Here is a 13,432-nt window from a genome sequence, read left to right on the forward strand (position 1 = left end):
GGGACGACCACGGCCCGGGACGGGTGTCCCGGGCCGTGGTGTGGAGTGGTCAGTCCTGCATCGCCCGGTACTCGTCGTCGGTGAACAGCCGCGAGCGGATCAGGAACCGGACGCCCTCCGGCGCCTCGACCGAGAACCCGCTGCCGCGTCCCTTGACGACGTCGACCGTGAGATGCGTGTGCTTCCAGTACTCGTACTGCGATGCCGACATCCAGAAGCCGATCGGCTTCCCGACACCGTCCACCTGCAGGTCTCCCAGGTGGACGTCCGAGTCGCCGGTCTTGAAGTCCCCGTCCGGGAAGCACATCGGGGCGCTGCCGTCGCAGCACCCACCGGACTGGTGGAACATCAGCGGACCGTGCAGGTCGGTGAGCCTGACCAGCAGATCGGCGGCGGCCGGCGTCAGCGTCACCCGCTCGGTCGGGGTGACGCCGACGTCCGGCTCACCCATCAGAAGAAGCCCAGCGCGTTCGGCGAGTAGCTCTGCAGGATGTTCTTGGTCTGCTGGTAGTGGTCCAGCATCATCTTGTGGTTCTCGCGCCCGATGCCGGACTGCTTGTAGCCACCGAAGGCCGCGTGCGCCGGGTAGGCGTGGTAGTTGTTCACCCACACCCGGCCGGCCTGGATCTCGCGGCCCGCGCGGTAGGCGGTGTTCGCGTCGCGGCTCCACACGCCGGCGCCGAGGCCGTAGAGCGTGTCGTTGGCGATCTTCATGGCGTCGTCGTAGTCGCTGAAGCGCGCGACCGACACGACCGGGCCGAAGATCTCCTCCTGGAAGATCCGCATCTGGTTGTTGCCCTCGAACACGGTCGGCTTGATGTAGTAGCCGCCCGCGAGGTCGCCGCCCAGCTCGGCCTTCTCCCCACCGGCGAGGACCTTGGCGCCCTCCTGCCGGCCGATGTCGATGTAGGAGAGGATCTTCTCGAACTGGTCGTTCGAGGCCTGCGCACCCATCATGACGTCGGTGTCGAGCGGGTTGCCCTGCTTGATCTGCTCGACGCGCTTGACGGCCTGCTCGATGAACTCGTCGTAGATGCCGCCCTGGACGAGGGCACGCGACGGGCAGGTGCAGACCTCGCCCTGGTTGAGGGCGAACATCGCGAAGCCCTCGAGCGCCTTGTCGTAGAAGGCGTCCTGCTGCGAGGCGACGTCGTCGAAGAAGATGTTGGGGCTCTTGCCACCCAGCTCCAGGGTGACCGGGATCAGGTTCTCCGAGGCGTACTGCATGATCAGCCGGCCGGTGGTGGTCTCACCGGTGAAGGCGATCTTGCGGATGCGCTTGTTCGACGCCAGCGGCTTGCCGGCCTCGACGCCGAAGCCGTTGACGACGTTCAGCACGCCCGGCGGGAGCAGGTCGGCGACCAGCTCGAGCAGCACGTGGATCGAGACCGGGGTCTGCTCGGCGGGCTTCAGGACGATCGCGTTGCCGGCGGCCAGCGCGGGGGCCAGCTTCCAGATCGCCATCAGGATCGGGAAGTTCCACGGGATGATCTGGCCGACGACGCCCAGCGGCTCGTGGAAGTGGTACGCGATGGTGTCGGCGTCGATCTCCGACGAGGTGCCCTCCTGCGCCCGGATCGCACCGGCGAAGTAGCGCAGGTGGTCGACGGCCAGCGGGATGTCGGCGGCCAGGGTCTCGCGGCAGGCCTTGCCGTTGTCCCAGGACTCGGCGATGGCGATCAGCTCGAGGTTGGCCTCGACCCGGTCGGCGATCTTGTTCAGGATGTTCGCGCGCTCGCCGGCGGAGGTCTTCCCCCAGGCCGGGGCGGCGGCGTGCGCGGCGTCGAGCGCCTTCTCCACGTCCTCCGCGGTGCCCCGGGCGACCTCGGTGAAGTTCTCACCGGTGATCGGGGTCGGGTTCTCGAAGTACTGGCCCTTCACCGGAGCGACGTACTCGCCGCCGATGAAGTGCTCGTAGCGCGGCTTGAAGGAGACGACGCTGCCCGGCTGACCGGGGTTGGCGTAGACGGCCATGAATGGTCCTTCCCTGAGGTGCTTCGTCGAACCGAGGGCGCGGTGCGGAACGCACGTTGCGCGTGACCGCCGACACTAGGAAGGTGGGGGTTGCACGGAAGTTGCACGCAGATGCGGAACCTGACCCTCCGGTGAGTACCGATGACGCGGATTCGATTCAGGTAAGGCAAAGCTGACCGTAAGGTGAGGACGTGGCAGCGCAGCACGCGGATCGCCGGGTGTACGAGCGGGCGCGCGACGCCGTGCTCGGCGGCTCCCCCGGTGCGCGCGGCGCCGGGGTCCGGCCCGAGGTCCGCGCCTCCTGGGCCCGCTCGCTGGCCGCGGCGGTCGACCCGGAACGCTCCCGCCCTCCGCACGACTACGACCGCGCCGAGCTCACCGACCGGCGGGCGGCGCACCCCCTCGCGTCCGTGCTGCCGGTGCTGCGCGACACGCTCACCGACGCCGCCGAGCAGGCCCGGCACATGATGATCGTGACCGACGAGCAGGGGCGGATCCTGTGGCGCGAGGGCGCCCGCGCGGTGCTGACCCGGGCCGAGCGGGTCGACCTCGTGGAGGGCACCCGGTGGAGCGAGGACGCCGTCGGGACCAACGCGATGGGCACCGCGCTGGCCGGCGCCGCCCCGGTCCGCATCCACTCCGCCGAGCACCTGGTCAGCGCCTACCACCCGTGGACCTGCGCAGCCGCCCCGGTGCGCGACCCGGCGACCGGACGGGTGGTGGGCACCGTCGACGTCACCGGGCCGGAGGAGAGCTTCCACCCGACGACGCTGGCGCTGGTCACCGCGGCCGCGCGGCTGGCCGAGCACCGGCTGCTGGCCATCGCCGAGGCCCACGACCGGCGGCTGCGCGAGGAGTACTGGCCGCACCTGACCCGGCTCGGCGGCACCCCGGGCGCGCTGCTGTCCGCGCACGGGCGGGTGCTGGCCGCGTCGCCGGGCAGCGAGTTCCCGGAGCGGATCGCCCTGCCCGACGGCGGGGACCGGGTCGTCGTCGACGGCGTCGCGGTCGGCGGGGTGCCGCTGGGCGGCGGGCCCGTCGCGGGGGTGCTGGAGCCGCTCGGCGAGGGCTGGCTGCTGCGGCTGCCCGCGGGCGGACCCGTCCGGACGGCCCTGACGCTGCCGCTGCTCGGGGCGCGCACCCCCGTCGTCGCCCGCCGGGACGGGCGCCCGGTGCGCCTGGGCCTGCGGCACGCCGAGGTCCTCGCGCTGCTGGCGCTGCACCCGGAGGGACTGACCGCCGACCAGCTCGCCGCCGCCCTCTACGGCGACGGCGGCCGCGCCATCACCGTGCGCGCCGAGGTGCACCGGCTGCGCCGCGCCGTCGGCGAGGACACCGTGCGCACCCAGCCCTACCGGCTCGTCGCCGAGGTCGACGCCGACTTCCTGCGGCTGCGCGCGGCGCTGCGGGAGGGCCGGATCCGCGACGCCGCGGCCGAGGCCGCCCGCGGGCCGCTGCTGCCGACCTCGGACGCACCGGAGATCCGCCGGGCCCGCGAGCAGCTCGCCGTCGCCGTCCGGTCGGCGCTGCTGCGGGCCGACGACCCGGACGCGCTGTGGACCCTCGTCCGGGCCGGCCGGGGCGACGGCACCGACGACGAGGAGCTGCGCCACCGGCTGCGGGCGCTGCTGCCGTCGTCGGACCCGCGGCGCGACGAGCTCGGCTGAGCGCTCAGTCCGGGTCGGTGTGGTCGGGGATGCCGTCGTCGTCGGAGTCGGGCAGCCGCGGGTCCTCCTCACCGGCGCGCACCGCCTCCAGCTGCGCGGACAGCGCCACCCCGGCCAGCAACGCGATCCCGGTGATGTTCGCCCAGATCAGCAGGGCCATCACCGCCGTCAGCGGGCCGTAGGTCTCACCGAAGGTGTCCGCGACGGCGACGTAGAGGCCCAGCAGCCCGGACGCGACCAGCCACAGCAGCACCGTGCCCGCGGCCCCGGCCCCCAGCCAGGACAGTCCCGGCTGGCGGCGGCGCGGCGCGAACCGCAGCAGCACCGTCACCGCGACGACGAGCAGCGCCAGCCCGACCGGCCAGCGCACGACGTCCCACACCGTCTCGGCGACCGCACCCCACCGGTACACCTCGCGCACCGCGTCCCCGAACGGCTCCCCCGCCACGATCAGCAGCAGCCCGGCCGCCATCGCGACGCCCGCGGTGGCGGTGAGCGCCGCGGCACGCGCGTACTTGGCGAGCGCGGGCCGGTCCCGCTCGGTGCCGTAGATCCGGTTCGCGCCCCGCTCCAGCTGCGCGAACGCCGAGGTCGCCGCGGCGAACGCGGTGAGCAGGCCGAGTGCGAGGACCAGCTCGCCGCGCTCGCCGGTGGGGGTGTCGTCGCGCTCGGCGGGCTCACCGGGGTCGTCCGGGTCGGCCTCCCCCGCCCCGGCACCGCGGACGGCGTCGGCGACCAGCTCGTCGCTGGTCCCGGGGGACAGCGCCAGCACCGTGCGGGCGACGACCTCCGAGGCCCCCTCGGCGCCCGCCGCGGCGGACAGCCCGACCCCGGCGATGATCAGCGGGACGGCGGCGAGCGCCAGCTGCAGGCCGAACGCGCGGGCGTGGGAGAAGCCGTCGCCGTAGCGGAAGCGCAGGAAGCCCGCGGACAGCAGGTGCCCGAGGCCGTAGCGGCGCAGCGTGTGGGCGGCGTCGTCGGCGGAGAGCTCCTCGCCGGTCATCAGCCGGGTCTCGGGGACCGGGCGCACCGAGCTCATGCGCAGAACCTAGCCGCAGGCGGGCGAGAATGACGCTCGTGGACACCCCGGCCCGGACCGACCGCTTCGACGAGCTGGTGGAGCGCGCGCGGGCGCTCGCCGCCGGACGACGACGGGCGGTGCTCGGCATCGCGGGCGCCCCCGGGGCCGGGAAGACGACCGTCGCGCTGGCCCTGGTCCGGGCGCTCGCCGCCACGCCCCCGGACGGGCACGGCCCCGGCTGGGTCACCCACGTCCCGATGGACGGCTTCCACCTCGCCGACGTCGAGCTGGACCGGCTGGGCCGCCGTCACCGCAAGGGCGCCCCGGACACCTTCGACGCCGACGGCTACGCCGCGCTGCTCGCCCGGCTGCGACTCACCCCCGACGACGGCGCGGGCCCGGTGTACGCCCCGGCGTTCGACCGCGAGATCGAGCAACCCGTCGCCGGGTCGGTCCCGGTGCACCCGGAGTGCCGGCTCGTGGTCAGCGAGGGCAACTACCTGCTCCTCGACACCCCCGGCTGGCGGGCGGTGCGGGCCGGGTTCGACGCCGTCTGGTTCCACGAGACCGACGAGGCGCTCCGGCTGGAACGCCTGGTCGCGCGGCACGTGCACTTCGGCAAGACACCGGAGGCCGCCCGGGCCTGGGTGGAACGGACCGACGAGCCGAACGCCCGGCTCGTCGAGGCGTCGCGGGACCGGGCCGACCTGGTCGTCGCGCTGCCCTCGGCGTAGGACCCGCACACGACGGCGGGCCGCCCCGGGAGTTCCCGGGACGGCCCGCCGTCGTCATGCGTGGGTCTGTCTCACTCCTCGCCGGCCAGCGCGGTGGGCGGGGAGTCCGGCACCGGCTCGGACGGCTTGCGCTCACCACGGAAGGTGAACTTGGCCTTGTCCGACCAGGCGTTGGAGCCCTCCTCCGCGGAGGTGTCGAGGCCCTCGACGTCGACGATGACGATCTGCCCGGCCTCGATCTCGCCGAACAGGATCTTCTCCGACAGCTGGTCCTCGATCTCCCGCTGGATCGTCCGGCGCAGCGGCCGGGCGCCCAGGACCGGGTCGAACCCGCGGTGGGCCAGCAGCTTCTTGGCGGAGTCGGTGAGCTCGATGCCCATGTCCTTGTTCGCCAGCTGCTTCTCCACCCGCCCGATCATCAGGTCGACCATCTGGATGATCTGTTCCTGGTTGAGCTGGTGGAAGACGATGATGTCGTCGATGCGGTTGAGGAACTCCGGCCTGAAGTGCTTCTTCAGCTCGTCGTTGACCTTCGTCTTCATCCGCTCGTAGTTCGACTTCTCGTCGCCGCCGGAGGAGAAGCCCAGCCCCACGGCCTTCGAGATGTCCTGGGTGCCCAGGTTCGAGGTGAAGATCAGCACGGTGTTCTTGAAGTCGACCGTGCGGCCCTGACCGTCGGTGAGACGGCCGTCCTCGAGCACCTGCAGGAGCGTGTTGTAGATCTCCTGGTGCGCCTTCTCGATCTCGTCGAACAGCACCACCGAGAACGGCTTGCGCCGCACCTTCTCGGTGAGCTGGCCGCCCTCCTCGTAGCCGACGTACCCGGGAGGGGCACCGAACAGCCGCGAGGCGGTGTAGCGGTCGTGGAACTCACCCATGTCGATCTGGATGAGGGCGTCGTCCTCGCCGAACAGGAAGTTCGCGAGCGCCTTGGACAGCTCGGTCTTACCGACACCGGACGGGCCGGCGAAGATGAACGAGCCGGACGGGCGCTTCGGGTCCTTCAGACCGGCGCGGGTACGACGGATCGCCTGCGAGACGGAGCGGACGGCGTCCTCCTGGCCGATGATCCGCTTGTGGACCTCGTCCTCCATCTTGAGCAGACGGGTCGTCTCCTCCTCGGTCAGCTTGAACACCGGGATGCCGGTCCAGTTCCCCAGCACCTCGGCGATCTGCTCGCCGTCGACCTCCGCGACGACGTCGAGGTCGCCCGACTTCCACTGCTTCTCGCGCTCGGCCTTCTCGCCGAGCAGGGTCTTCTCCTGGTCGCGCAGGTGCGCGGCCCGCTCGAAGTCCTGCGCGTCGATCGCCGACTCCTTGTCCCGGCGGACGTTCGCGATCTTCTCGTCGAACTCCCGCAGGTCCGGCGGAGCCGTCATTCGGCGGATGCGCATCCGGGCGCCGGCCTCGTCGATCAGGTCGATCGCCTTGTCCGGCAGGAAGCGGTCGTTGATGTAGCGGTCGGCCAGCGTCGCGGCCGAGGCCAGTGCGTCGTCGGTGATCGTGACGCGGTGGTGCGCCTCGTACCGGTCACGCAGACCACGCAGGATCTCGATCGTGTGCTCGACCGACGGCTCGGACACCTGGATCGGCTGGAAGCGGCGCTCCAGCGCGGGGTCCTTCTCGACGTACTTGCGGTACTCGTCGAGCGTCGTCGCACCGATGGTCTGCAGCTCGCCGCGGGCCAGCATCGGCTTGAGGATCGAGGCGGCGTCGATCGCGCCCTCGGCGGCACCCGCACCCACCAGGGTGTGGATCTCGTCGATGAACAGGATGATGTCGCCGCGGGTGCGGATCTCCTTGAGCACCTTCTTGAGGCGCTCCTCGAAGTCACCGCGGTAGCGGGAACCGGCGACCAGCGAGCCCAGGTCGAGGGTGTAGAGCTGCTTGTCCTTCAGCGTCTCCGGGACCTCGCCCTTGACGATCGCCTGGCCGAGGCCCTCGACGGCGGCGGTCTTGCCGACGCCGGCCTCACCGATCAGCACCGGGTTGTTCTTGGTCCTCCGCGAGAGGACCTGCATGATCCGCTCGATCTCCTTCTCCCGGCCGATGACCGGGTCCAGCTTGCCCTCACGGGCCTGCTGGGTGAGGTTGCGACCGAACTGGTCCAGCACCAGCGACGAGGACGGGGTGCCCTCGCCACGGCCACCGGTGCCGCTCTCCTGCGGCTCCTTGCCCTGGTAGCCGGACAGCAGCTGGAGCACCTGCTGACGGACACGGTTGAGGTCGGCGCCCAGCTTGACCAGCACCTGGGCCGCGACGCCCTCGCCCTCGCGGATGAGCCCGAGCAGGATGTGCTCGGTCCCGATGTAGTTGTGGCCGAGCTGCAGCGCCTCGCGCAGCGACAGCTCCAGCACCTTCTTCGCCCGGGGGGTGAAGGGGATGTGCCCGGACGGGGCCTGCTGCCCCTGGCCGATGATCTCCTCGACCTGCTGTCGCACGCCCTCCAGAGCGATACCGAGGGACTCGAGCGCCTTCGCGGCGACGCCCTCTCCCTCGTGGATCAGGCCAAGGAGGATGTGCTCGGTCCCGATGTAGTTGTGGTTGAGCATCCGGGCCTCTTCCTGGGCCAGGACGACAACACGTCGCGCTCGGTCGGTGAACCTCTCGAACAATTCGCACTCCTTGCCTGCTGCGCCTCACTGACGGCGCGACCAGCATCTCCGTACGGTCCGGGCTCGCCCGAACCGACACTGCGCCCTCGCGTGACACCGCGCCAGGCCACCCTCACGGGAGACCTCATACCACTGTATCGGTCGAAGGGGCCCCGGCGCCTCCACCTGACGTGCACCGGGGTACGTGCCCGCAGTAACACGGGTGACACCTGCCGTGTTCCCGGCAGACGTCAGCCGGTCGTGGCGGCGGCCTCCTCGCGTTCCCGCTCGGCCGCCTTGAACTGCCGGAACCCCTCCTCGTCACGCCCGCGGCGCCAGTACCCGGAGATCGACAGGTCGTCCTTGGCGACGCCGCGCTCGCGGGTGAGGTGCCTGCGGAGTTCGCGCACGGCGATCGCCTCACCGTGCACGAAGGCGTGCACGCGCCCGGGGAGGAACTCCAGATCCGCGACGACGGCGGCCAGCTGCTCCGAGTCCGGGTCGCCCCCGGCGTCGGTGCGGTACAGCCACCGCACGTCCACCCCGGGGCCCGCGGGCACGTCGATCTCGTCGCCGGGACCGTCCACCTGCAGGACGGCGACGGCCGGCCGCCCGGCCGGGATCCGCTCGAGCGCGGCGCAGATCGCGGGCAGCGCGGCCTCGTCGCCGACGAGCAGGTGCCAGTCGGCGTCCGGGTCGGGGGCGTAGGCGCCGCCCGGGCCGAGCATCCGCAGCCGGTCGCCCGGGCGGGCGGCGGCCGCCCACGGGCCGGCGAGGCCGGTGTCGCCGTGGTGGACGAAGTCGATGACGAGCTCGCCCGCGGCGTGGTCGAGCGAGCGGACGGTGTAGGTCCGCTGGGCGGGCCACCGGTCGCGCGGCAGCTCGGCGTGCACCCGGTCCATGTCCAGCGGCTCGGGGTACTCGACGCCGGGGAGCGGGAAGAGGATCTTGACGTAGCGGTCGGTGTGCTCCGTGACGGGGAACGCCGCCAGGCCGTCGCCACCGGCGACGACGCGCACCATGTGCGGGCTCAGGCGTTCGGTGCGGAGCACCCGGAGATCGGTGACGGGGCGGGCCATCAGGCTGCCTCCCAACGACGAGAGGGGAAGGGGCCGTCGCGACGGTACCCCTCCCCCGCACCGCTGGGTAAGGCAGACCTTAGTTCTCCTGGTGGTAGGCCTCGAGCACCTCGGCCGGGATGCGGCCGCGGTCCGAGACCTTCATCCCGCGGTTGCGGGCCCACTCGCGGATCGCCTGGTTCTGCTCGCGGTCGACCGACGGGCGGCGGGCCGCCCCGCCAGACGAACCGCTGCTGCGCCGGCGGGCCGCGCCACCGGCGCGACGGGCGGCCGCGACGTAGTCGGCGAGCACGTCGCGCAGCTTCTTCGCATTCCCGTCGGACAGGTCGATCTCGTAGTTGCGTCCGTCGAGACCGAACTCGATCGTCTCGTCCGCCGCGTCGCCGGTCAGATCGTCGACGAGCCGGACTTCCTTGATCTGCGCCATCTCCGCAGCCTCCCTGAATGGCCGAACACGTTCATGATGAGGGACCGGGGCGGACGTCGGCGACTGCGCGATGCAATAGCAGGACGCAATATGAGGCCACCGGGTACCGGTTCCGACTCGAATCAGAGAGTATCCGAGAAATGTTCGTGGCGTCGACCTGGGTACGAAGAATACGGCGAAACGAGTTCGACACCACTCGTACGGGTCCGACAAACACGACGTCCCCGGTCGCTCTTCGCGGCCGGGGACGTCGTCGGATGTGCGTTCGGAACCGGTTCAGGACTCGCCGCGGACCAGCGGGAACAGGATCGTCTCGCGGATTCCGAGGCCGGTCAGCGTCATCAGGAGACGGTCGATACCCATTCCCATCCCACCGGTGGGCGGCATGCCGTACTCCATGGCGCGCAGGAAGTCCTCGTCGAGCTGCATGGCCTCCGGGTCGCCCGCCGCGGCCTTGAGCGACTGGGCGTGCAGGCGTTCCCGCTGCTCGACCGGGTCCACCAGCTCGGAGTAGGCCGTGGCCAGCTCCACGCCGAAGACGATGAGGTCCCAGGACTCCGACAGCCGCGGGTCGTCGCGGTGCGCGCGGGTCAGCGGCCGCACCTCGACCGGGAAGTCGCGCACGAAGGTCGGCTCGTGCAGGGTGTGCTCGACCAGCTTCTCGAACAACTCGAGCACGATCTGTGCGGCCGTCGGATAATCGGTGATGTCGACGTCGTGGGTGTGCGCGATCCGCTGCAGTTCCGACAGTTCCGTGTCCGGCGTCACGTCCTGCCCGACGGCCTCGGACACCGATCCGTAGATGGTCACCGATCGCCACTCGCCACCGAGATCGTGCTCGGTGCCGTCGTGGTGGCGCACCGTGGTGGAACCGAACAGCGCCTGCGCCGAGGACTGGATCAGCTCCCGGGTCAGGACCGCCATGTCGTCGTAGGTCGCGTAGGCCTGGTAGGCCTCCAGCATCGCGAACTCCGGGGAATGCGTGGAGTCGATGCCCTCGTTCCGGAACACCCGGTTCAGCTCGAAGACGCGCTCGATACCACCGACCACGCAACGCTTCAGGAACAGCTCCGGTGCGATCCGCAGATACAGATCGGAGTCGAGTGCGTTCGCGTGCGTCACGAACGGACGCGCGGTGGCACCGCCGTGCAGGTTCTGCAGCATCGGCGTCTCGACCTCGATGAAGTCGCGGCCGGTGAGCGACTCGCGGACGGTCCGCAGCACGGTGGACCGCGCGCGCACGGTCTCGCGGGCCTGCGGGCGCAGGATGAGGTCGACGTAGCGCTGCCGGACCCGGTTCTCCTCGGAGAGCTCCTTGTGCGCGGTCGGCAGCGGCCGGACCGACTTCGCGGCGACCGTCCACTCGTCGACCATCACCGAGAGCTCGCCCCGTCGCGAGGTGATGACCTCACCGCGCACCGCGACGAAGTCACCCATGTCGACGACGGCCTTCCAGCCGGCCAGCGCCTCGGCCCCGACCCGGTCGAGCGAGAGCATGGCCTGCAGCTCGGTGCCGTCGCCCTCGCGCAGCGTCGCGAAGCACAGCTTGCCGGTGTTCCGCACGAAGATCACCCGGCCGGCGACGGCGACGGTCTCGCCCGTCGCGGTGTCCGCGGGCAGGTCCGGGTGGGCGTCGCGGACCTGGCGCAGCGAGTGCGTGCGGGGGACCTCGACGGGGTACGGGTCGGTGCCCGCGGCGATCAGCTCCGCGCGCTTGGCCCGGCGGACCCGCATCTGCTCGGGGAGGTCGGCCTCGGTCGCCGGGTCGGACGGTGTGCCGGGAGTGTTCACGGCAGGTCAGGCTATCGGCGGTATCCGGGGGCGCCCGTCGTCACCCCCCCACCCCCGCGCCGAGGCCTCGCGCGGCGGTCGGACAACGGCCTACCGTGCGGAGGTGCCCGACGACGAGGTGGACCGCGGCCGCACGTTCGGCGCCGTCGCCCGCGCCTACGACGACCACCGCCCCGCCTACCCCGACGCCGCCGTCGACGCGGCGCTGGCCGGGACCCCGGAACGGCCCCGCGTGCTCGACCTGGGCGCGGGGACCGGGAAGCTGACCCGCGTCCTGACCGCGCGCGGGCTCGACGTCGTCGCGGTGGAGCCGGACCCGGCGATGCTCGCGGTGCTGCGCGAGCGCTCCCCCGGCGTCGAGGCCCGGACTGGATCCGCGGAACGCATCCCGCTGCCCGACGGCCACGTCGACGCCGTGCTGGTGGGCCAGGCGCTGCACTGGTTCGACCTCGACCGGGCCGCCCCGGAGATGGCGCGGGTGCTGCGGCCCGGCGGGGTGCTGGCCGGGCTGTGGAACGGCGGGGACGACGACGTCGCCTGGATCCGCGAGTTCGGCGAGCTCACCGTGCGCGGGCGGCGGGTGCCCGACAACCCGGCCGGTGGCGGCAACGCGACGCCGCATCCGGGCTCCCCCTGGTTCGTCGACGACGCGGAGGACCGCGTCACCTGGGGCCGCCCGACCACCGTCGACGAGCACCTCGCCGACATCGCCACGCACTCCTGGGCGCTGCTGAGCACCCAGCAGGACCGGGACGCGGTGTTCGCCGCCGCCCGGGAGTTCCTGACCGGGCGGGTCGCCGACGCCGACGGCCGCTTCACCATGCCGATGCGCACGATCGTGCGGCGGTCCCGCAGGCTCTGAGCCCGGCCGGCGGGCGCGTTCGGCAGAGCCGGTCTGCGCAGCCGGTCCGCGGGGCCGGTCAGCGGGGCCGGTGGTGGCGCAGGTGGGTCAGCCGCAGCCCGTGCAGCGTCAGGTCGGGGACGTGGTGGGTGACCGTGTCCGCGCGGCCGTACACCAGCTCCGCGAGCCCACCGGTGACGATCACGGTGACCGGCAGCGCGTCCGGGCCCAGCTCGGCGAGGATCCGGCGGACCAGCCCGTCGACCTGCCCGGCGGCGCCGTAGAGCACCCCGGCCTGGACGGCCTCGACCGTCGTCCGGCCGATCACCGAGCGCGGCTCGACCAGGTCCACCGGCCGCAGCGACGACGCCCGCTCGGCCAGCGCCTGCATCGCGATGTCGATGCCCGGGGCCAGTGCCCCGCCGAGGAACTCGCCCTTCGCGGTGACGACGTCGATGTTCGTGCAGGTCCCGAGGTCGACGCAGATGCAGGTGGTGCCGAACAGGTGGTGCGCGGCGAGCGAGTTCACGACCCGGTCCGCGCCCACCTCGCGCGGGTGGTCCACCAGCAGCGGCACGCCCGTCCGCACCCCCGGCCCGACGACGAGCGTCCGCATCCGGTCCGACCAGCGCGAGAGCAGCGTGCGCAGCTCCCGCGACGGCCCGGGCACCGTGGACAGCGCGGCGACCGCGGTGACCTCGGGGAAGTGTGCGCCGAGCATCCCGGTGACGGTCAGGTCCAGCTCGTCGGCGGTCGCGGAGGTGTCGGTGCGCAGCCGCCAGCGCCGCTCCGGCTCCGGGTCGAGCGCCTCCGCACCCGTCCCGGTGTCGGGGTAGAGCCCCAGCGAGACGTGGGTGTTCCCGACGTCGATGCAGAGCAGCACCGTGTCGTCCTCAGCGGGCCGCGCTGGTCAGCAGGCCCGAACCCGCCGGGGCGTGCCCGGGGTCGGCGCCCAGGTCGGCGATCCGGTTGTCGGCGTCGACGAAGACGACGCGCGGGGTGTAGTCGCGCAGCTCGGCCTCGTCGTAGGAGCCGTAGGAGATCAGGATGACCAGGTCACCGGGGTGCACCAGGTGCGCGGCGGCGCCGTTGATGCCGATCACCCCGGAGCCGGGCTCGCCGGTGATCACGTAGGTCTCCAGGCGGGCACCGTTGGTGATGTCGACGATGCTGACCTGCTCGCCCTCGAGCAGGTCGGCGGCCGCCATGAGGTCGGCGTCGACGGTGACCGAGCCGACGTAGTGCAGGTCGGCCTGCGTCACGGTGGCGCGGTGGATCTTGGACTTCATCATCGTGCGGTTCAC

The 13,432-nt window shown here is 72.1% G+C and carries 12 protein-coding genes; 3 read left to right on the top strand and 9 right to left on the bottom strand.

Annotated elements, in window-relative coordinates:
* Positions 1–49: 49 nt before the first annotated feature.
* Positions 50–451, bottom strand: a complete 402-nt coding sequence (locus tag KPL57_RS30585; RefSeq protein WP_226354141.1) for a DUF779 domain-containing protein — start codon at positions 449–451, stop codon at positions 50–52.
* A complete protein-coding gene (locus KPL57_RS30590; protein WP_100878912.1) occupies positions 451–1,974 on the bottom strand; it encodes an aldehyde dehydrogenase family protein in 1,524 nt (507 codons plus the stop codon). The genes KPL57_RS30585 and KPL57_RS30590 overlap by 1 nt, the downstream gene beginning before the upstream one ends.
* Positions 1,975–2,165: 191 nt before the next feature.
* On the opposite strand from KPL57_RS30590, the gene KPL57_RS30595 reads away from it, so the two are divergent.
* A complete protein-coding gene (locus KPL57_RS30595) occupies positions 2,166–3,641 on the top strand; it encodes a helix-turn-helix domain-containing protein (protein WP_226354142.1) in 1,476 nt (491 codons plus the stop codon).
* A gap of 4 nt (positions 3,642–3,645) precedes the next feature.
* Here the strand turns inward: KPL57_RS30595 and KPL57_RS30600 are convergent, their stop codons facing one another.
* Complete coding sequence (locus tag KPL57_RS30600; protein ID WP_226354143.1) at positions 3,646–4,680, bottom strand: YihY/virulence factor BrkB family protein; 1,035 nt, start codon at positions 4,678–4,680, stop codon at positions 3,646–3,648.
* Between the two features lie 29 nt (positions 4,681–4,709).
* On the opposite strand from KPL57_RS30600, the gene KPL57_RS30605 reads away from it, so the two are divergent.
* Positions 4,710–5,396 carry a nucleoside/nucleotide kinase family protein gene (locus tag KPL57_RS30605; protein WP_226354144.1) on the top strand — a complete coding sequence of 229 codons (687 nt, stop codon included), beginning with the start codon at positions 4,710–4,712 and terminating at the stop codon, positions 5,394–5,396.
* A 71-nt stretch (positions 5,397–5,467) separates the two neighbouring features.
* On the opposite strand, the gene KPL57_RS30610 is transcribed toward KPL57_RS30605, so the two are convergent.
* The 4 genes from KPL57_RS30610 to lysS form a co-directional block, all read right to left on the bottom strand.
* Positions 5,468–8,011: an ATP-dependent Clp protease ATP-binding subunit gene (locus tag KPL57_RS30610; protein WP_226354145.1), complete on the bottom strand. Its 2,544-nt coding sequence runs from the start codon at positions 8,009–8,011 to the stop codon at positions 5,468–5,470.
* Positions 8,012–8,241: 230 nt separating this feature from the next.
* Complete coding sequence (locus tag KPL57_RS30615; protein ID WP_226354146.1) at positions 8,242–9,069, bottom strand: siderophore-interacting protein; 828 nt, start codon at positions 9,067–9,069, stop codon at positions 8,242–8,244.
* 79 nt (positions 9,070–9,148) lie between these two features.
* Positions 9,149–9,496 carry an Lsr2 family protein gene (locus KPL57_RS30620; RefSeq protein WP_073576759.1) on the bottom strand — a complete coding sequence of 116 codons (348 nt, stop codon included), beginning with the start codon at positions 9,494–9,496 and terminating at the stop codon, positions 9,149–9,151.
* Positions 9,497–9,772: 276 nt separating this feature from the next.
* On the bottom strand, positions 9,773–11,230 hold the full coding sequence (gene lysS, locus KPL57_RS30625) for a lysine--tRNA ligase (RefSeq protein ID WP_226356594.1): 1,458 nt from the start codon (positions 11,228–11,230) through the stop codon (positions 9,773–9,775).
* 160 nt (positions 11,231–11,390) lie between these two features.
* On the opposite strand from lysS, the gene KPL57_RS30630 reads away from it, so the two are divergent.
* Positions 11,391–12,149: a class I SAM-dependent methyltransferase gene (locus tag KPL57_RS30630; RefSeq protein WP_226354147.1), complete on the top strand. Its 759-nt coding sequence runs from the start codon at positions 11,391–11,393 to the stop codon at positions 12,147–12,149.
* Positions 12,150–12,207: 58 nt separating this feature from the next.
* Here KPL57_RS30630 and KPL57_RS30635 read toward each other — a convergent pair whose 3' ends face one another.
* A complete protein-coding gene (locus tag KPL57_RS30635) occupies positions 12,208–13,011 on the bottom strand; it encodes a type III pantothenate kinase (RefSeq protein WP_226354148.1) in 804 nt (267 codons plus the stop codon).
* A 10-nt stretch (positions 13,012–13,021) separates the two neighbouring features.
* Complete coding sequence (gene panD / locus KPL57_RS30640) at positions 13,022–13,432, bottom strand: aspartate 1-decarboxylase (RefSeq protein ID WP_226354149.1); 411 nt, start codon at positions 13,430–13,432, stop codon at positions 13,022–13,024.

The organism is Pseudonocardia sp. ICBG601 (assembly GCF_020496245.1).